Source organism: Drancourtella massiliensis, assembly GCF_016900655.1.
GTDB lineage: Bacteria > Bacillota > Clostridia > Lachnospirales > Lachnospiraceae > Sellimonas > Sellimonas catena.
In genome coordinates, this window is the sequence record NZ_JACJKH010000011.1 from 1 (window position 1) to 19,757 (window position 19,757).

The 19,757-nt window shown below is 47.6% G+C and carries 15 protein-coding genes and 1 pseudogene; 1 reads left to right on the top strand and 15 read right to left on the bottom strand.

The genetic code is table 11. The annotated features are described in order from the left end of the window. Positions 1-82 precede the first annotated feature (82 nt). The 15 genes and pseudogenes from H6A32_RS07465 to H6A32_RS07530 form a co-directional block, all read right to left on the bottom strand. Positions 83-994, bottom strand: coding sequence for an ABC transporter ATP-binding protein (locus H6A32_RS07465; protein WP_204864037.1), 912 nt, complete (start codon positions 992-994; stop codon positions 83-85). After that, the gene (locus tag H6A32_RS07470) at positions 991-1,320 is read right to left on the bottom strand and encodes a hypothetical protein (protein ID WP_204864038.1); all 330 of its coding nucleotides are present in this window, start codon (positions 1,318-1,320) and stop codon (positions 991-993) included. The genes H6A32_RS07465 and H6A32_RS07470 overlap by 4 nt, the downstream gene beginning before the upstream one ends. After that, positions 1,317-1,646, bottom strand: a complete 330-nt coding sequence (locus H6A32_RS07475) for a hypothetical protein (RefSeq protein WP_204864039.1) — start codon at positions 1,644-1,646, stop codon at positions 1,317-1,319. The genes H6A32_RS07470 and H6A32_RS07475 overlap by 4 nt, the downstream gene beginning before the upstream one ends. Further along, complete coding sequence (locus H6A32_RS07480) at positions 1,643-2,725, bottom strand: ABC transporter permease subunit (protein WP_243128483.1); 1,083 nt, start codon at positions 2,723-2,725, stop codon at positions 1,643-1,645. The genes H6A32_RS07475 and H6A32_RS07480 overlap by 4 nt, the downstream gene beginning before the upstream one ends. Before the next feature lie 118 nt (positions 2,726-2,843). After that, on the bottom strand, positions 2,844-3,563 hold the full coding sequence (locus H6A32_RS16335) for a sensor histidine kinase (RefSeq protein ID WP_346342257.1): 720 nt from the start codon (positions 3,561-3,563) through the stop codon (positions 2,844-2,846). Positions 3,564-3,572: 9 nt separating this feature from the next. After that, a pseudogene (locus H6A32_RS16340) lies at positions 3,573-3,944 on the bottom strand (response regulator transcription factor); the annotation flags it as partial. 57 nt (positions 3,945-4,001) lie between these two features. Then, complete coding sequence (locus tag H6A32_RS07490; RefSeq protein WP_204864041.1) at positions 4,002-5,078, bottom strand: Rpn family recombination-promoting nuclease/putative transposase; 1,077 nt, start codon at positions 5,076-5,078, stop codon at positions 4,002-4,004. 373 nt (positions 5,079-5,451) lie between these two features. After that, entirely contained in the window at positions 5,452-7,212 is a 1,761-nt protein-coding gene (locus H6A32_RS07495) for a glycoside hydrolase family 13 protein (protein ID WP_204864042.1), read from the bottom strand. Between the two features lie 6 nt (positions 7,213-7,218). Beyond that, entirely contained in the window at positions 7,219-8,673 is a 1,455-nt protein-coding gene (malQ, locus tag H6A32_RS07500; RefSeq protein WP_087168089.1) for a 4-alpha-glucanotransferase, read from the bottom strand. Positions 8,674-8,702: 29 nt separating this feature from the next. Beyond that, on the bottom strand, positions 8,703-10,961 hold the full coding sequence (locus tag H6A32_RS07505; protein ID WP_087168090.1) for a glycogen/starch/alpha-glucan phosphorylase: 2,259 nt from the start codon (positions 10,959-10,961) through the stop codon (positions 8,703-8,705). 26 nt (positions 10,962-10,987) lie between these two features. Then, on the bottom strand, positions 10,988-12,916 hold the full coding sequence (locus H6A32_RS07510) for an amylo-alpha-1,6-glucosidase (RefSeq protein WP_087168091.1): 1,929 nt from the start codon (positions 12,914-12,916) through the stop codon (positions 10,988-10,990). A gap of 10 nt (positions 12,917-12,926) precedes the next feature. Beyond that, complete coding sequence (gene pulA / locus H6A32_RS07515) at positions 12,927-14,864, bottom strand: type I pullulanase (RefSeq protein WP_087168092.1); 1,938 nt, start codon at positions 14,862-14,864, stop codon at positions 12,927-12,929. Between the two features lie 30 nt (positions 14,865-14,894). Further along, the gene (locus H6A32_RS07520; RefSeq protein ID WP_087168093.1) at positions 14,895-15,770 is read right to left on the bottom strand and encodes a sugar ABC transporter permease; all 876 of its coding nucleotides are present in this window, start codon (positions 15,768-15,770) and stop codon (positions 14,895-14,897) included. A gap of 3 nt (positions 15,771-15,773) precedes the next feature. Beyond that, entirely contained in the window at positions 15,774-17,153 is a 1,380-nt protein-coding gene (locus tag H6A32_RS07525) for a carbohydrate ABC transporter permease (protein ID WP_118636447.1), read from the bottom strand. 15 nt (positions 17,154-17,168) lie between these two features. After that, complete coding sequence (locus H6A32_RS07530; RefSeq protein WP_204864043.1) at positions 17,169-18,401, bottom strand: extracellular solute-binding protein; 1,233 nt, start codon at positions 18,399-18,401, stop codon at positions 17,169-17,171. 300 nt (positions 18,402-18,701) lie between these two features. Between H6A32_RS07530 and H6A32_RS07535 the strand changes: the two genes are divergently transcribed. Then, positions 18,702-19,706: a LacI family DNA-binding transcriptional regulator gene (locus tag H6A32_RS07535; protein WP_118636445.1), complete on the top strand. Its 1,005-nt coding sequence runs from the start codon at positions 18,702-18,704 to the stop codon at positions 19,704-19,706. Positions 19,707-19,757 lie beyond the last annotated feature (51 nt).

A 19,757-nucleotide genomic window follows, 5' to 3' on the forward strand; every position in this document is an offset into this window, starting at 1 on the left:
CTTCATACTTTTCTCCTGTGTGTAAAATTTTTTTCTTTTATTTTACATTAAACAGAAGAAAAGCAGGAAATCTCTGGGATTTTTATTGCGAAAAGTTTTTATTCTTCAGTGCTGATTGCTTCTTCTTTTCCATCATCAGATACAGATATGCATCTTCCAGTGTGATCTTCGGCTGTGTACAGTCAATATCCGGTTTCACATCGCTGATAATTTTCACCGTCATTCCTTCTTCCGTGTACTGCTTGGAAGTCGTACGGTACTGCTTTTCCAGTCTTTTTGCTTCTGTGTCGTCTGCTACATTTGCTGTCCAGATCTTTCCTTTTGCCCGGGAAAGGAGCGCCTGTACCGTACCTGTATAGAGGAATGAACCTTTCCGCATCACCGCAAGCTTGCTGCACGTAGCCGCGATGTCCTCCACCACATGAGTGGAAAACAAAACGGTCCGCCCCTCCGAAAAATCCACCAGAAGGTTACGGATACGCACCCGCTCTTCCGGATCAAGCCCCGTTGTCGGTTCGTCCACAATCAGAAATTCCGGTTCATTCAGAAGTGCCTGAATGAGTCCGACTCTTCGCTTCATTCCTCCGGAAAGCTGGCGCATTTTCTTTTTCCGGTGATTCGTAAGCCCTGTCTTTTCCAGATAATAGCGGATACGCTTTTTACATTCCTCCTTCGGGATACCGGAAAGTTCTCCCAGATATTCCAGGCAGTCCTGCACGGGAAGCCCCGGATAGAGGTTGAGCTCCTGCGGCAGATACCCGATTTTCTGCCTGATGACTTCGTCCTTTCCAGTCCCGTACCGAATTCCGTCCAGATACACCTCACCATCGGACGGAGTCAGAACCGTCGTCAGTACCCGCATCAGTGTCGTCTTTCCGGCGCCGTTTTCCCCGAGCAGCCCATAGACACCGTGGGGGATTTCCAGATTGACATGGTCTACCGCCCGAACCTGATTTTTAAATGTTACTGTCACGTTTTTTATGTTTACACTCATTTTGACACCCTCTTTTCTATAATCGAAATCAATACCAGAAATACAATGGACAACAGAATTTGAATCAGTGTGCCATATGCCCATTCGTTCCATTTGGCTCCCATGGAATCACAGAAGGAATAGGCAAACAGGTTGTACCGCCCAAACAGTCTCTCTCCTGTTGTGGAATTGGTCGTAATCCATAGAAGAACCGATACTCCAATCCCCGCCCACTGGCTCTTTGCCAGATTGGAAATGACAACCGAGATCAGACTCCAGAATAAAACAGTTCCCGCAAGTGCCGCTGCGTAACCGCCGTACTCGGAAGCAAAGGTACGCTCTATCATGCGGTAAGGCTTCTGCCAGTAAAAGTAAAATATGCTGCAAGAACGGTCACATACAAATACACTGCCTGAATAATCCATCTCCGGTAAATCATGCGGATCCGGTTCTTTTCCGGTTTCAGACAGATGATTTCCCACCGCTGCCCGTTTCGGTCCATCACACTGGTCTCCGCGCAGAATACGGATGCCAGAACGGCCGCTCCCGGCATCAGCGCAGGACCGATCTCTGAAGTCAGCGTGACGCCCCGTACCAGCGCAAACAGAAGCAGAAACAGGATGGAGTACGCCAGTTTATAGGGTGCAATACAAATTTTCCATTCCTTTTTCAATACACTCTCCTCCTTTTCCAGATGGCCGCCGCCCCAATGAGAAAGGCTGCTGAAGCCACAAGCAGAAAGATCTGATTCCACATAGCCATCGGCGGCGGCGCCGTGTCCAGAAATCCGCCCGGAAACCGCACCAGAATGGCAAGCGGTCTTCCGTAGTATCCAAATTCACCGTCCGGCCCGATACTTCCCATATTGGAATAAAACAGATACAGAAACAAAAGCGGTACTCCCGGAAGCGGATTTTTAAAAATCAGCGCGATGATCACATACACGCTCGCAATCATCAGAAGATTCGGCAGCATATAGCAGACCGCCGGAATCAGAAATTCGATCAGCGATACCGGCAGATCATTGCGGATCCCTGCCGCAAAACTGACAAAGAAGAACACAATCACAAGGATCAGCCAGACAATTCCCACTGAAAGAAATCCTCCTGCCGCTTTTCCAAAGATATAGCTCCCTGCCGAAACCGGCTTTGTGTGCAGCAGTTCGTAAGTGTCTCTTCTCGTATCCCGGATAAAGAGAAACGCCAGCAAAACCGCGCTGAAAAAAGTAAGATACAGTCCGCCGAAATCTGCAAATTTTCTTCCGAAGTACCAGGAATAACTGTATTCCGACAGTTTTGCTTTCAATTCAGCGTTGATTTCATCTACGGTACCCTGATGATATTCATAGTCCTCGTAATAATATCTCAGACTATAACCGCCCGGATACCCGTAAATCTCTCCGATGGCATCGGACATTTCATTGATACTCTTTCCAGAAGAACAGATCTGATCCAGTGTGTTCTGAACTACTTGTTCCTCCTCACCGTTCTCCTTTACAACCATACTGATCATCTTTTTCTTGGCAAGTTCCAACTGCTCTTCCTTCGTGGATTTGACATATCCGTTCATGATATCTGCATCCGCAATGTTCTCCGGCTTTGCCGATTTCACTTCCTGCTCCGTGCGGAAATATTTCACTTCCAGATATGGAGACAGAATCTGAAACAAACCGAAAATCACAACCACGATCCCGACCCAGAATAACGGATTCTTCAGGTAGTTTTTTACTTCCCGTTTCATTACTGCTTTCATGTTCATCCCCTCTTTCTTTTTTGATATTTCTATCGTATCAGGAGATTCACAATGAAAAGACAATGGAAAAAAGACAAAAAATTCCTGCTGCATTTTTTTACAGCAGGAATATCATTTTTCATCCGTGTACGAAACGGAAATACGCCCGTACACACGCCCCGTCTCTCTGGTTTTCCACTTCGAGGTGTCCTCCGTGTTTCTTACAGAACGCTTCGCTGATATACATTCCAAGTCCGAAATGTTTCAGATCATCCCTTGGATTGGCCGAAGTGAAGGCCTGTTTTGCTTCTTCTTCACTGATGGTAAATCCTGTTCCATCATCTTTTACTTCCAGTACCAGCCGATCGGCTTCCCGACAAACGACCACCGATACCTTTGACGCTGCATAACGCAGTGCGTTGGTAATCAGGTTTTCCGCTACTTCCAGAATCAGGTCCCGATCCAGCGTAAGTTTTTCTCCCTCTCCTCCCGCAAAGATTTCAAACTGCTTTCCGGAAGCTGCTGCCAGCATCTCTCCGGTCTTTTCGATCTGTTCTGCAATCTCAGCAGCCGTCGTGTCCATGCAGGAAATCGGCTCCCGTTCCAATGCGGAGAAGGCCCGCATCCGATCCAGAAACCGCTCCAGCCGTTCCACCTGTCCCATGCTTTCTTTCAGCATATCCAGAAGCGCTTCCCGGTCCAGCTTTTCTTCCGGGATAAACTCCATCATCATTTCCTGATACCCTTTGAGCACAGTCAGAGGCGTCCGCAGATCGTGTGCAATGGCAGATCGCAGTACCTGCTCATCTTCCACCATCCGCCACATCTTCTGGTTGTTCTGAGCCAGTTCCTCTTTCATGTGGTCAAACTGCTGATGCCGTTCCTCCCGCCGCAGATGAGCCAGCACTCTCGCCTCCAGTTCCTTCAGGCTGAACGGTTTTACAATATAATCATCTCCGCCCATCATCAGCCCGTTCACCCGGTCCTGCTCTTCGACCCGTGCGGTCAGAAATAAAATCGGACAGGACACCTGATCCCGGATTCTCCGGCACACCTCCAGCCCGTCCATTCCCGGCATATTGATATCCAGAAGAATGAGATCCGGTCCCTCTCCAGACTTCTTCACTGCGTCCATCCCATTGACCGCTGTCAGCATTTCATATCCCTTCAGCCGGAAATACCGGCACAGCATCTCTACCAGATCCTGGTCATCATCCACCAGAAGAATTTTGTAGCTCATCCGACGAATACCATCCTTTCTTTACGATAAAACATTGCCGAGATGATCATTCATCTGTTAAACCAGCAGTTTTCGAAAATCTTCGATCGATATCCCATATTCGGATGCCGCCTGCTCCAGATTCAGAAAACCTTTCTGATATAACTCTATCACGGCATCTTTCCTCCCCTGATCATGTGCGGCATCTTTTTCGGCCCTGGCTTTCTCAAGCTGCTTTTGACTTTCCGAAAAACGCTCCTGCATATCAGCCAGATTATCCTGAGCTACATCCAGCTTCCCCTGCGTCTCATCCAGTTTCCCCTGCGTCTCATCCAGTTTCCCCTGCGTCTCATCCAGTTTCCCCTGAATCTCTTCCAGCTTTTCCTGTGCATTTGTCATCCGCTGAAAAGCCCGTTCAGCCTGTCTTTGCAGAGACAGCTGATCGCGAAGTGCACGTTCCCTTGCCTCATATGCTCGGCGTTTCTCTTCATCCTGGCTCATTTCCATCAGATCTTCATAGGCTTCTTCCAGATAGGTATTTCCCTTTGCCATCTCTTTTAAATCCTCCTTTTTACCGCCGCGGAAGAATTTCATCCATGCAATGATGCCATCTGGATGGTGATACTCCTCTGGAATCTTGGGAAGTTCCAGAATCTGAAGTTCCAGCTTATCGCTGTACAGTTCTCCGGTCGCTTTATCATAAACCTGTGCCTTACGGTAGCAGATATCATCCTTCTTATAGTAGGTGAAATTCAAAACACTGACATGTACACATTTCTGAAGCCGATCATATTCCTCACCTTTGCAAAGCTGGCTGGAAAACATCTTGCACAGATAAAACAGACTCCTGTCGTCCCAGTATTCCATATATACAACCTGCATCTCAATATCAAGCTGAGTGCCGTTTTCCAGAAGAACATGAACATCCAGCACTCCCTTCTTTTCCTCCTCCGACCGTTTGGGAAGTTCATTTTCCAGAATAATAGTATTCCCGATCTGCTCAGGTGAAAGCTCCAACAATTCAGCGATGAAGCCTCTCCTTGTATTCGGATTCCGCATCAGTTCTTTGAAACACCAGTCGATGTAAGGCTTCATAATAAATTCTTCTTCTGAAATTGCAGCGGTAGTTCGATTTGCCATTTTGTTTCGTTCCATAAACAGTCTCCTTTCTGTGACGGCAATGCCTCTGACATAAGAAAACTGTTTCTGTTTCTTGTAGTCTACCATATTTCCGGGTACCAGAAAAGAGACGTCCCAAAGAAAACATATTTTCCAGACAGAAAGCTGCCCTCATAATTCCCTTGTCAAATACTTGGATAAAACGGCGAACGCCTTGAAAATGAAAAAGCAGAGAGCTTTTCCGATGAGTAAAGGATAACACGAACAATCTGCTGAATCAAGGAATATAAGGATAAATTTTTTCTAACCTTTATTAACCTTTGACATAAATTCAGGGAGGTAATGGCTCATATGAGTCACTACCTCCCCTGATATTACAGTAAAATATTGTCCGGCTACTGACATTTTCTTACCGCCCGATTCTCCGAATCAGTACTCCTTTCGGTTCCAGGCGTCCATCCTGATATTGTCTCTGGAACAGGATCTCTCCTTCTCCTTTCACTGTCACCGGTTCTTCCGTGCAGTTCAGAAGGATTTCGGTCTTATTCTGCTCCTGATCAAGTTTAATATACTGTACCAGACGCGGCTCGTCATATGCTTCCGGGAAGTGGAAATACAGACTTCGCAGCGCCGGTTCCGTCTTCCGAAGATGAATCAGCTTCTGGATTTCATGAATCTTCTGCTGGTTTTCTTCGGTCTGAATCTGATCCCACGGCATACATCTGCGGCAGTCCGGATCGAAACTTCCTTCCATGGCAATTTCCGTGCCGTAATAGATGCACGGACTTCCCGGCATGGTAAAGAGAATCGCCAGCTGCTGGTAGAACAGGTCCAGATCGTGGAAGCGGTTCATAAGACGCTCCGTATCGTGGGAATCCAGAAGATTGAACAGTACATTGTTGGACTGCTGCATGTACATCGTGTAGCAGTGGTTGATCATGTACTCGAAATCTTCCTTTTTCATCGTCGGATCAATAAAGAAATCGTGGATACCGCTCATGAGCGGATAGTTCATGACGGAGTCGTATTCGTCCCCCATCAGCCACTGGCTGGCGTCGTGCCAGATCTCTCCCAGAAGATAGATGTCCGGTTTGATGGCTTTCACATGATCCCGGATCCGTTTCAGGAACCGGTGGGACACTTCATTTCCCACATCAAAACGGATGCCGTCGATATCATAGTCCCGGATCCAGCCTTCGCAAACGTCCTGGAAATAGCTGATCACGGCCTCGCTGTTTGTATTGAGTTTCGGCATCTTATCCGCAAAAGCGAAGGAGTAATACCGCCCGTCTCTCGTACTTGCTTCTTTGTTCAGTATCGTCCAGTCGTTGACCATGAACCAGTCTGCGTAGGCGGAATCTCTTCCGTTTTTCTTCACATCCAGCCATGGTGCGAAGTCTTTTCCACAATGATTGAAGACCGCGTCCACCATCACACGGATTCCATGTTCGTGCGCCTCTGCCACCAGACGTTTCATCGTCTCGGAGTCTCCGAACTGCGGATCAATTTTTGTATAATCTTTTGTATCGTATTTATGGTTGGAGTCTGCCTCCATAATCGGATTCAGATAAATTCCGGTAATGCCAAGTTCTTTCAGATAAGGAAGTTTCTGACGGATTCCTTCCAGGTTTCCGCCGTAACGCTCTTCGTTTTTGACTTCTCCCTCATTTTTCCACGGAAGAATTCCCTCCCGGTCGTCTCCCGGCGTCCCGTTGCAGAAACGGTCCGGGAAAATCTGATACCAGATCGTATCATTTACCCAGTCCGGCGTCCGGTTCACATCAGCCGGATTCATCCATGGAACCGTAAAGCACTGAAGCATCCGGCCGTCCATCTCCATCTGCTCTTTTGTCAGAAATCCGTCTTCAAAATAATACCAGACCTCATCATCTGTGTGCAGTTCAAAATAATACTTGCAGCGCTTGTATTTCGGTACGAGAGTCGTAGTCCACCAGATCTGATGTTTCAGCCGTTTTTTGTAGACAATCTCTTCCCGGACTCCGGTCCACTTTTCGTTTCCTCCAAGAATTCCCGCTTCAAAGGGATCTCCATAATAGAGGAACACCCGCTTCACATCATATCCTGTCTTCAGATTGACAATCAGTTCCGATTCATTTAACGAGTAGCTCATCTGCTCGGTTGTTCTATGGTAAACTCCTGTAAAATCCATCTGTCATCAGGCCCTTTCTGTCATTGTTTTCCGGTAGTGTTTCAGTTCCTTCTTTGCCTGTGTAAAATCCGTAATTCTCCATTCCCAGTTCGGAGAGCCGACTGTTCCCGGCGTATTGATATGCCCTTCTTCTCCAAGGCCCAGAATGTCCGCCATTGGAATGATCGCGTACTCTGCCCTGCTCCGGAATGTATAGGTAAGGAGCCGGCCTTTCACGGAGCCCTGTTTGATGCCCTGACGTTTGAGGAAGCGGCGTACCTTTCTTTTTGCTGCCACGCTTAATCCCTCATACCACTGCATCAGCGTATCGTTGTCGTGGGTTCCGGTATAAATGATCATGTTTTCCACATCGTGGAAACTGTCGTAGGCATATTTTCCACCTGTTTCGATGGAAAAGACAAGGATTTTCATCCCTTTCAAATGATAATGGTCTTTTAATTCCAGTACTTCCGGGCGGAGTTCCCCAAGGTCTTCAGCCACCAGATTGAGTCCGTCAATCTTTGCTTTCAGTGTGTCGATGACTTCGTATCCCGGAGCTTCGATCCATTCTCCTTCAATGGCTGTCGGACACTCTGCCGGAATCTTCCAGAAAGTGTCAAACGCCCGGAAATGGTCAATCCGGATGATGTCAAACAGCTTCTGGTTGTATCCGATCCGGTCGGTCCAGAACTGATATCCATGCTCCTTCATATAGTCCCAGTTATAGATCGGGTTGCCCCACCGCTGTCCGGTAGCGCTGAAATAATCAGGCGGTACTCCGGCGATGAAGATCGGCCGTCCGTCTGTGTCCAGAAGGAAGTTATCCTTTCCGCCCCAGACATCTACCGAGTCCACACCCACATAGAACGGCACATCTCCCATGATCTGGATGCCGTTTTCGTTGGCATGCTTTTTCACTGCCATCCACTGAGTGAAAAATTCATACTGAAGGAACATCTGATAGGCCGCCTCGTCTTCCTGCTCCTTTGCGAGCGGTGCAGGCACTTCCGGCCAGGCTTTGTCTTCTGCTTTCCATTCATTCCAGCAGGCATTGCCGTTTGCCTTTTTCAGGGCACGGAATACCGCGTATTCGTACACCCACGTCTGTCTTGTAAATTCCCGGTACTCTTCCGTCTCCTGAAAATTGGCGAACGCTTCTTTCAGATACGGCTCTTTGAATGCCCGGACTGCATCATAGTCAACGGTTTTTGCGTTTTCCCGGAAGGAAGGCGCCTTCTCTTTCAACAGCCCCCCCTCATAAAGCAGGTCCAGACTGATGTAAAGCTCGTCTCCTGCGCAGGAGGAATACGGCTGATACGGAGAGTTCCCGTATCCCACCGGATTGAGCGGAAGAATCTGCCAGATCTTCACACCGTTTTCCTTCAGGGCATCGACAAACTCATATGCGTATGCACCCAGTTCCCCCACTCCCGTACGGGACGGAAGTGCGGATACCGGCATCAATATTCCTGTTTCTCTCATGATTGATCCCCTTTCATACCACATCCGGCCTACAGATGCCAGATGTCCTCATTGTATTCCCGGATAGTCCGGTCAGAAGAGAAGAATCCGGCTTTCGCAATGTTGACAAGCGCTTTCTTTGCCCATGTCTTCTCATCCTCATAATCTTCGAGCATCTGCTCTTTTGTCTGAATGTAATCTTTCACATCCAGAAGGGTCATGAACCAGTCTTTGGATACAATCTCTTTGTACAGTCTTGCAAGACTCACCGGATCACCGATGCGGATCAGGTCTTTGCTGATGATAAAGTCTACCAGCTCCTCGATCATCGGATCGTTGTCATAAATCTCGCCGGAGTTGTATCCTGCTGTATCGTAAAGTTTGATGACTTCTTCTGATTTTGCGCCGAAGATGTAGATGTTCTCATCTCCTACCAGCTCGTGAATCTCCACGTTTGCTCCATCTTCCGTTCCCAGTGTCACGGCACCGTTAAGCATGAATTTCATGTTTCCGGTTCCGGATGCTTCCTTGGAAGCAAGGGAAATCTGCTCGGAAATGTCACATGCCGGGATCAGTTTTTCCGCCTTGGTAACATTGTAGTTTTCTACCATGACAATCCGCATGTACGGACGTACCGCCGGATCGTTTTCGATCAGTTTCTGCAGGCAGAGGATCAGATGGATGATATCCTTTGCAATCGTATAAGCCGGCGCTGCCTTTGCACCGAAGATCATTGTAATCGGGCGTTTTGGCAGATTGCCTTTCTTGATTTCTTTGTATTTGTAAATTGCATACAGTGCGTTCATCTGCTGTCTCTTGTACTCATGGAGACGTTTGATCTGGATATCAAAGATGGAATTCTCATCGATTTCCACTCCCTGTGTCTGCATCAGATAATTCTTCAAGGCAGTTTTTGCGTTTTTCTTGATCGCTCTCAGATCACCAAGCACTTTCTCATCGTCCTTGTATGCGAGAAGCTTTTCCAGATTGGAAGCGTCATCCATGAATTCCGGTCCGATCAGGTCTGCCAGATAATCGGACAGCTCATGGTTGCAGTGTACAAGCCATCTGCGGAACGTGATTCCGTTCGTCTTATTGTTGAATTTTTCCGGATAAATGTCGTAGAACGGCTTTAACTCGGATCCTTTCAGAATCTCGGTATGAAGAGCCGCTACTCCATTGACTGCGTAGCCAAAGTGAATGTCAATGTGCGCCATATGTACCCGGTCCTGATTATCGATGATGTACACTCTTTCATCGTGGAAGTCTCTTCTGACACGTGCGTCCAGATCCCGGATGATCGGCATCAGGTGCGGAACGACCTTCTCCAGATAATGGATCGGCCATTTTTCCAGTGCCTCTGCCAGAATTGTGTGGTTCGTGTACGCACAGGTTTTTCTTACAACATCCACAGCGGTATCCATGTTAAATCCTCTCTGCATCAGGAGACGGATCAGCTCCGGAATGACCATCGTCGGATGGGTATCGTTGATCTGGATTGCCACATGATCATACAGCTGATAGAGGTTGTATCCTTTCTCCTCCGCCTCTGCAAGGATCAGCTGTGCCGCGTTGCTGACCATGAAATACTGCTGATAGATTCTTAACAGCTGTCCTGCCTCGTCACTGTCATCCGGATAGAGGAAGAGTGTCAGGTTCTTCTTGATATCCTCTTTGTCAAACTGGATACCGTCATGGATGATGGACTCGTCCACAGAATCCAGATCAAACAGATGCAGCTTGTTGCAGCCGTTTTTATAACCCGGCACATCAATATCGTACATTGTGGAAGTCAGAGTGAAATCTTTAAACGGCACTTCAAAATGGCGTTCCGTCTTTGTCAGCCAGCTGTTGTCTGTGATCCACGGGTTTTTCTCTTCTCTCTGCTTGTTGTCAACAAAGGTCTGACGGAACAATCCGTCGTGGTAGTTTAAGCCCACGCCGTCTCCCGGCAGTCCCAGTGTCGCGATGGAATCCAGGAAACATGCTGCCAGACGTCCAAGTCCTCCGTTTCCAAGGGACGGCTCCAGCTCGGCCTCCTCGATTTCTGTAATATCTTTGCCGTGATTTTTCAGTACCTCTCTTGTCTCATCAAACAGGCCAAGGTTAATCAGGTTGTTGGATAACAGTTTTCCAATCAGGAATTCCGCGGAAATATAATAGAGTTTTTTATTTCCTTCATTCCTCTTTATTCCTGCCATTTTCTCTTTTGTAATGCATAAAAGCGCTGTATAAATTTCTTCATTGGACGCATCGCTGATGCTTTTTCCATAGTTTTTCTGTAACATCTCCTGTAATAACTGTTCCATCTTTGTTCTCCTTTCGATGTGTGTTCTTATTTGACTGCTTCATATACACGCAGAATTTCTCCTACGCTCCACGCCTGGGCGAAGCATCCCTTTGACGAGGATGGATTTCCTCCGTCGTAAATCTCCGGAAGCTGTCCGATACAGCCCTCCCTCATGGCGCTTTCCATGACTTCCAGCTGTTCTTTGACTTCTTCTTTCGCCTCTTCGCTGTATCCGCATACCTTCAGATATGCCAGATAATAAGCGCCAAGCGGGAAGGTCCAGACCGTTCCCTGATGATATGCCAGGTCACGTTCTATCATCTCTCCCCCGTAAAACGGGTGGAACTCTTCGTCCCCTTCTTCCAGCGTGCGCAGTCCGTAAGGGGTGTACAGTTTTTCATAGACAGTGCGCACCACCTGCCGTTCCTGATCTTTTTCCAGCATGGTAAACGGCATGGATACGGCCCAGATCTGGTTGCACCGGATCTGCATGTCCGCCTTTGTTCCGGATACGAGATCTTTCAGGCATCCTCTCTCTTCATTCCAGAACTGTTCCCGGAAAGAAGTGCGTGTCCTGTCCGCAAGCACCCCATACCCAGTATATTCCAATCCAAGTTCAGATGCAAATATTTCCATAATCCGAAGTGCATTATACCAGTAGGCATTGATCTCCACCGGTTTGCCATGTCTTGGCGTCGGAAGGATTTCTCCCACCCGGACATCCATCCAGGTCACCTGGTCCAGGCCTTCTCCTGCCCGGATCAGGCCGTCTTCTTCCATCCGGATGCCGTGTCTCGTTCCCTCCCGGTATTTTGTGATGATCCGTTCCATCACAGGCCAGACTTCCTTGACAAAGTCCATATCCCCCGATGCCTGATAATACAGATACACACAGTTGATAAACAAAAGAGCTGCATCCACTGTATTGTACCTCGGCTCATTCTTTCCTTCCGGGAACAGATTCGGCATCAGACCGTCACGCTCGTTTGCTGCAAAGGTCCTCAGGATCTCTTTTGCCGTCTCATACTGCCCGGTTGAAATGCAGACACCCGGAAGAGCAATCATCGTATCCCGGCCCCAGTCCTCAAAGAACGGGAAGCCTGCAAGAATCGTTTTTCCTCCTGTAGATTCCCGGTCTGCCACAAACTGTGCCGCACTCTTTACAAGAACCTTTGCCATCGGATCCGCAAATCCGGCTTTTTCCTCCAGCGCTTTTCTGTACTTTTTTGTCTCCGCAATCACTGCCTGCGCATCGTTTCTGCCTTGTTCCATCGAGCAGACGATAGAAAGTGTCCTTCTTTCTCCTGCCGGAACCTGCATCCGGATCTTCAGCACCGCTTTTGCCGTTCCGCTCTCCCTTCTGCCGTCGCAGGCATCATAGCTGTAATAATACGTCTCTGTCTGCTCCTCCGGGAGGATTTCCCCGTCCGTCTCGAAATAGAGAGTCAATCCGTCTGAAGAAACGGTATTCCCTTTTCGTTCAAACACCTGCTCCTCCGTCAGATCCTCTCCCTTTCTTACAAACTGTAAAAAAGGTGTAACGACAAGCTCTGCATCAAACAGGCTTTGATTTTTCATCTCATAGACAACTGCCACCGTATTTTCCAACTGGGCCATCCCGAGTTCTTTCCGGATCCGGACGCCTTTTGTCTCCCAGCGCCAGACCGGAGTATCCTCAAAGGAGAATGCGGACAGATGCTGGTATCCTTCTTCTTTTGTCCCGTCCGCAAACTCCTGCGTCGAGAGAATCTGTTTCTCTTCTCCGATCCGGATCTCTTCTTTCAGACGATGGATCAGATTGTATCGATGATTCGGTGCCTTCGTACATGCCATCAATAGCGCATGGTCATTTCTCGTAACCGAACCGGTCATCGTCAGAGAGGAAAACCCTCCCAGTCCGTTTGTCAGAAGATAACAGTTTTCCTGTCCTCTTGAAAGTGTTTTAAAATCCTGTTTTCCGTATATCCATTTCATAAGTCTGTCTTCACTTTCCTGTTTGTCCAAGTACTAATACACTGTGGCTGTCCACCTTTACCGTTCCTTCTGTAACAAATGGATCTCTCCACAGATTGCTGCTATATCCATCCAGAAGGACTTCCCATTTTCCTTCCGGAAGCTCAACCGCAAATTTTTCATTTCTACTATTATAAATAATACATAACGTTTCCCATCTTGACGGTGCTCTTTCGTTTCGATTATCCACCGTAAACCCAACTGCTCCGTCTGTTTTCCACCGGTTCTGAATCCTTTTCCATGCGTTCTCAGACTTGTCGCAAAGTCCCGGAAGCTGTTTTCTCAGATGAATCAGCCCGCTGTAATACTCTGTTAGTTCATACTGTTCATAAGCCCGTTTCCAGTCCAGCCGGTTGATCTCAATCGGCGCATTGTAGGAATTTTCCAGTCCGTCCTTCGTGCGGGCAAATTCCTCTCCGGAAAGGAAGAACAGATTTCCCTGGCAGGTCATGTAGATGGCCGCTGCCATGCGGTTGGCCTGCATCCGTTCTTTCTCATCCGGGATTGTCAGGGAGAGTTTATCCCACAATGTCCAGTTGTCATGGGCAGATACATAGGTGATGACCTGGGAAGGTGCTTTCACCTTCGACTTTGGCCCGCACCAGGCGCGAACGGAAGCAAGAATTTCCTCCTCCAGGCCTTCTCCCCCATTGACAAATCCCGGCTCCTCCCCTTCGAATGTATGACCTTTTACCGCATCCCGTGTATCATCACAGAAGAAGCCTACATGCGGATCCAGCTGGTCCACATGGCATTTCAGTGCCGGAACCGCCTGTTTTTCCATCGGAGTTTCATCTGCAGACCACGGTTCTCCGAATACCATCTTTTCCCCTTTACCATACCGGAGCGCAAGTTCCTTCTCAATCCGGTTCATCAGCCCCGTATCCAGAAGCCCCATCAGGTCAAACCGGAAGCCGTCGATGTGGTATTCTTCAGCCCAGTAAAGAACGGAGTCCAGAATGTAGTTTGCGCACATGCTCCGCTCGCTCGCCACATCGTTCCCACAGGCAGAACCGTTTGCGGTCTCCCCGTTTTCATGGACACGGTAATAGTACCACGGCACCGTTTTCTGGAACCAGGCATCAAGGGAATAGGTATGATTATAAACCACATCCATGATGACCCGGAACCCGTTTTTATGCAGAAACTGGATCATCTCCTTGAATTCCTTGATCCGGACCTCTCCGTTTCTTGGGTCCGTCGAGTAGGAGCCTTCCGGAACGTTATAGTTCACCGGATCGTATCCCCAGTTGAACTCCCCTTCTGTCTTGCTTTCATCCACAGATCCATAATCGTAGACCGGCATCAGCTGCACGTGGGTGATACCGAGTTTCTTCATATAAGAAAAGCCCGTGGGATGCACGCCGTCGTGGTCTAGTGTCGTATTCTCACAGGTAAATGCCTTATACTTCCCCCGGAAGGCTGCCGGGAATCCTCCGGACGGATCCCAGGAATATTCCCCGATATGCAGCTCATAAATAATCTGTTCCTGCTGATAAGCGGGGGAAACATCTTCCTCCCATCCTTTTGGATCTGTTCTTTTTAAATCTACAATCATGCTCCTCTTTCCGTTGATCCCGCAGGCTTTCGCATAAGGATCCGCCGAGCATATCATCTTTCCCTCTATGGAAAGTTCAAAATCATAGTATACTTTGTGAAGCACTTCTTTTGTCCGGTATGCCCAGACACCTTTGCCCTCTTTTACCATCGCTTCCGTCCGGTATGAATCTTCTGATTCTCCATCATGATAGAAGCGGACTGTTACAGACTCGGCCACCGGGCTCCACAGGAGGATGGAAGTTCCATCCTCCGTGCAGGCTGCCCCGAGGTCATGCCCTTCATAGGTATAGTTCTGTTCAAATTCCGGATCTGAATAAAATGTTTTCCATTCTTTTGCTGTCTTTCTCATCTGTCTGTCCCTCATTCAAATCTGATTGTTTTAGCCCTTTACAGCACCGGACATACCGTCCACATAGTATCTCTGCATGAACAGGAAGAGGATCGCGATCGGAATTGAAATCAACACCGCTCCTGCAGCGAAACTTGTGTACCAGCTGTCAATATATTCTTTCTGAAGCATATTCCAAAGTCCGATCGCAACTGTATACTGGTCGGAGTTTGCACGGCAGATTACCTTTGCGAAAATGAAATCCAGCCATGGTGACATGAAAGATGTCAGTACCGTGTAAATAACGATCGGTTTACTAAGCGGCAGTGTAATCTTCGTAAAAATCTGCCACCTTGTACATCCATCGAGAAGCGCCGCCTCGTCCACCGCAATCGGAACCGTATCAAAGAATCCTTTTGCGATCTGGAAGCTTAAGCCCGCTCCTCCTGAATAACACAGGATCAAAGCCAGTTTGATCAGATTGCCTTCTGTAAGGCCAATTGCCTTCAGGATGAAGTACACCGCAATCATTGACATGAATCCAGGAAACAGACCAAGAATCATCGCCATGTTCATGTATGGTTTCCGCAGTTTAAATTTCAGTCTGGACAGACAGTAGGAAACTGCCAGAACATAAAAGGTAGATAAGATACAGGAACATACTGCGATGAACAGCGTGTTCATGAACATCTGCGGAAAGTTCAGGATTGATGTATCCGTAAACAGTTTCACATAGTTGTCAAGTGTGAAGCTTTGCGGGAAGAAGGTGGAAACATAGGATCCTTTTTCCGCCCGGAAGCTCGTCAGTATTACCCAGATAATCGGGAATACCCAGATAAACGCCAGTATGGCAAGTACGACATGAACGATCGTATTATTGATAAAACGTCTCTTTTTAGCTGAGCGTACTTTTGTTTTCGCAGCCATGATCTAGAATCCCCCTTCTTCTTTATATGATTTACTGTTGCGGTAAGTAAGGAGCGCCGCAATCGCCAGAATGATAAATGTCAGGATACCGATAACCGCACCGATGTTGTAGTACTGTTTGTCTACGGTCAGTTTGTACAGCCATGTTACAAGCAGGTCAGTGCTTCCTGCCGTGGATTCCAGATTGGTAACCGGATCTCCTCCCGACAACAGGTAGATAACGTTGAAGTTGTTGACGTTTCCTGTAAATGTTGTAATCAGGTATGGTGTCGTCACATACAGCATGTACGGAAGTGTGATCTTAAAGAAGATCTGCACTGCATTGGCGCCGTCCACTCTGGCGGCCTCGTAAAGCTCACCCGGAATATTCTGAAGGACTCCGGTCAGCTGAAGCAGTGTATATGGTACACCAACCCAGATATTGATTACAATAACCGTTACTCTTGCCCACGTTGGATCCGTAAAGAACGGGAGGCTTGCATCCTGCGCAATCAGTCCCAGATTACGAAGCAGGACATTGACCGCGCCTTCCGGCTGAAGCATCGTTCTCATAATCAGAAGAGAAACGAACATCGGAACCGCACAGGAGAGTACGAAGCAGAATCTCCAGAATCCCTTTGCCTTTGTATCTTTCCGGTTGATTACAATAGAAAGAATCATACCGAAAATATAGTTGCTGAATGTTGCGAAGAACGCCCACACAAGTGTCCATCCAAGTACAGACCAGAACGTGCTTCCCAGGATACTGCTGGAATCAAACAGCGCTTTGAAGTTGTCAAGTCCCACCCAGTCAAACAGCATCAGATGATTGTCGATTTTACTGTAGTTCGTAAATGCCATACAGATCATAAAGATCAACGGCAGAATCGTCAGCGCACCGATAAAGATCATCGGCGGTGTCATCAGAAGTCTGTGCAGGTTTTCATGCAGAAGAGATTTCAGATCTTCCACAAATGTATTGATATGTCTGCCCTGTTTATCCAGGCACTCTGCCTTGTAGGCACTCTTCAGTGCTCCTCTCCATGCCCAGATCATCAGTACGGTAAGAAGAAGTGTTGCCACACCGTAGAGCAGGATCAGAATAGACTGATCTCCCTTTGTATAAACATAAATCTGATTTGCCTCATCCCAGATTTCTTTTTGTTCCACTGTTCCAAGTGTTCCAAGCATCGACAGGAACTGAATCCCATTTACGATCATAAACACGATATATGCTACTTCTATTGCCAGAAAGAGCAGACCTTTGATCTTCTGCTTATGTATAATATTTCCAAATCCCATCAGCACCATGGAGAGTTTTGTCTCCATGCCGCCTTCCCTGATCGCCGCCTTACAGGTATACGGTGTCGGGAAATCATTGACATGCTTTTTTCTTATTCCCATCCTTTTCTCACCTCTTTAGATTCCGCCGCTGTTCATTGCTTCATTCATGGATTCCGTCTGCTCAGCCGCATTATCATGTGTCACGCTGCCGTTTCGGATTCCTTTACCCATATTTTCCACCGGAGTCCAGCAGTTGTTCATCTTGGAAACAAACGGCTGAAGAATTGATGTATAATTAAATGTATTGTTCTGTGCCATAACAAGCGGGTCGCCTGAAATCGCTTCTTCTTCGAGAAGCTCCGTATTACACGGGATCACATTTCTCAGTTCGTAATGTGCCCGCTGAGCTTCTGCGGATCCAAGATATACCGCCAGTTCTACTGCTGCTACCATATCATCACAGTTCGGATTGACTCCGATCGCCTTGGAACCGGCATAAGCCATCATCTGTTTTTCCTCTCCGTTCAATGTGAATGTCGGAAGGGCCGCGATGCCCATGTTGTCCCCAAGCGCTTCTTTTACTGCATTTGCATCCCAGGAACCGGAAAAGATTGCCGAGATACTTCCATCACGAAGTCCTGCAATACCGGATCCGTCGGCATCGATGCGGAAGTTCGGATTCTTTTCCAGATCAATCAGATAATTCGTCACTTCTACTGCCTTGTCGCCGCCGAAATCCACACCTTTCGACTCATCCGTTCCATCTCCGAATAAAGTACATCCATTACCGATGTAGAAAGCCGGAAGATACCAGGAGTTTGTCAGCGGGAAAGAAACGACTCCTTTTTCAAGCATGGTATCCAGATTTTTGATGTCCTCCTCACTGAATACGCTCTTGTCGTAATACATAAACCAGGTATTGGTTGTAAACGGAACTCCGTAAAGTTCTCCGTCTTTGGTCAGAGAAGCAATTACCTCTTCGCTGTTCGTACTTTCGATCTCTTCTCTGTATTTTCCTCCAAATTTCGCAAGTGCATTTGCATCTGTCATCGTGGTGAGCGTGTCATTTGCATACATAAATACGTCCGCACTTGCCTCTGCGTCCTGTGCAACCTGCCCGGCTGCCGATGCTTCATCCGCAACACCGTATACAAAGGTGATGTCCCATTCCGGATGTTCATCCGCAAACTTTTCGCACATGGTCTGCAGCCATTCGCCACTGTCTTTTGACTGGTCTTCTGACGGCGACCAGACCATCAGACGAATATTCTCTTTTCCACCGCCTGAACCGCTGCCGCTCCCGCATCCGGCGAACATTGATACAGCCAGCGCCGCTGTCAGCAGAACTGCCAACCCTCTTTTCTTCATAATTACTGCCCTTTCCTTTCAAAAAAGTTTCGTTTTGTTTCGTTGAATACTACTATACCTTTCATCTACACATAAGTCAACCCTGTAATACACGTTTCATCATGCGTTTCTCTGTTTTAAACATTATTAACCACATATTTTTGTTCAATATGCACAACTTTCTTCCTCAATCTTCTCCAACTCACATTACGAAACTTTCGAATTATAAGTTTCGTAAAAGGAATTGCATTTTTTCCCTCCATCCGATATAATAAAGAAAGATCATTTGATTTTGCAGTTTATTTTCTAAAGGGTGATAATATGGCTACAATTTTAGATATTGCCGAAAAACTTGGCGTGTCCAAGGGTACTGTTTCCAAAGCATTAAACGGTGCCCCGGACATCAGCGAAACATTGCGAAAAACGGTTTTGGAAACTGCTGTTGAAATGGGATATACCAGACAGCGCAGACAGAAAAATACAGCCAAAAAGATGTGTATTCTTGTGGAAAACCTGGACTATGAAGAGCCGCATCAGTTCGGCTACGAGATCGTCACCGGATTTCGGCAGATGGCAGAACCGGCCGGATTCGAAGTGGAGATTGTCCCGGTTAACGAAAAGCTTCAACGTTCCATCCACTATGACATGTTCATGCTGCAGCATGATTATATTGGTGCCTTTGCTCTCGGTTTTACCCTGCAGGACCCGTGGATGCTGGATTTTCAGACCAGCACAACGCCGGCTGTTCTCTATGACAACTATATCAAATCCAACCCGCGGATTGCCTATGTCGGCGTGGACAATAATGAAGGAATGGAACTTGCCGTCTCCCATCTGAAAAGTCTGGGACACAAAAAGATCGGATATTTGAGCGGTGCACTTGGCTCCCACATCATGCAGGTGCGCCACAAGGGATTTTTCCATGCCATGCGGCAGAACGGCCTCAAGGCCGAATCCGACTACGCCGGTGCTTCCTACTATGTCACCCAGTGCCTGGAGAAGCATCTGCCCCGCCTCATTGATATGGGAATGACCGCCATCATCTGCAGTCACGATCTTCTGGCCAACGCGGCCATGATTCAGTGCCAGCAGCTGGGACTTCGGATTCCGGATGATTTAAGCGTCATCGGATTTGATGATCTCCCGATCTGTCCGTATACGTATCCTCCGATGACTACGGTCCGGCAGGAACGGATTGAGATCGGAAAATGCGGCTACTATGCACTGGACAGCCTGATGAACGATGTTTCCATCGGAACGCTGCTGCTTCACGCAAAGCTGATGGTGAGAAATTCTACAGGAAAGGCATCGGAAAAGAACTTCTAACAAAAAACTCCTCACAGAAATCACCGTACTACTATGTACCATGCATTTCTG

Excerpts from the sequence above, each read along its gene's own strand:
- H6A32_RS07465 (WP_204864037.1), bottom strand. The coding sequence starts at position 994 with ATGAGTGTAAACATAAAAAACGTGACAGTAACATTTAAAAATCAGGTT.
- H6A32_RS07470 (WP_204864038.1), bottom strand. The coding sequence starts at position 1,320 with ATGATAGAGCGTACCTTTGCTTCCGAGTACGGCGGTTACGCAGCGGCA.
- H6A32_RS07480 (WP_243128483.1), bottom strand. The coding sequence starts at position 2,725 with ATGAAAGCAGTAATGAAACGGGAAGTAAAAAACTACCTGAAGAATCCG.
- H6A32_RS16335 (WP_346342257.1), bottom strand. The coding sequence starts at position 3,563 with ATGAAAGAGGAACTGGCTCAGAACAACCAGAAGATGTGGCGGATGGTG.
- H6A32_RS07490 (WP_204864041.1), bottom strand. The coding sequence starts at position 5,078 with ATGGAACGAAACAAAATGGCAAATCGAACTACCGCTGCAATTTCAGAA.
- H6A32_RS07495 (WP_204864042.1), bottom strand. The coding sequence starts at position 7,212 with ATGGATTTTACAGGAGTTTACCATAGAACAACCGAGCAGATGAGCTAC.
- malQ (WP_087168089.1), bottom strand. The coding sequence starts at position 8,673 with ATGAGAGAAACAGGAATATTGATGCCGGTATCCGCACTTCCGTCCCGT.
- H6A32_RS07505 (WP_087168090.1), bottom strand. The coding sequence starts at position 10,961 with ATGGAACAGTTATTACAGGAGATGTTACAGAAAAACTATGGAAAAAGC.
- H6A32_RS07510 (WP_087168091.1), bottom strand. The coding sequence starts at position 12,916 with ATGAAATGGATATACGGAAAACAGGATTTTAAAACACTTTCAAGAGGA.
- pulA (WP_087168092.1), bottom strand. The coding sequence starts at position 14,864 with ATGAGAAAGACAGCAAAAGAATGGAAAACATTTTATTCAGATCCGGAA.
- H6A32_RS07520 (WP_087168093.1), bottom strand. The coding sequence starts at position 15,770 with ATGGCTGCGAAAACAAAAGTACGCTCAGCTAAAAAGAGACGTTTTATC.
- H6A32_RS07525 (WP_118636447.1), bottom strand. The coding sequence starts at position 17,153 with ATGGGAATAAGAAAAAAGCATGTCAATGATTTCCCGACACCGTATACC.
- H6A32_RS07530 (WP_204864043.1), bottom strand. The coding sequence starts at position 18,401 with ATGAAGAAAAGAGGGTTGGCAGTTCTGCTGACAGCGGCGCTGGCTGTA.
- H6A32_RS07535 (WP_118636445.1), top strand. The coding sequence starts at position 18,702 with ATGGCTACAATTTTAGATATTGCCGAAAAACTTGGCGTGTCCAAGGGT.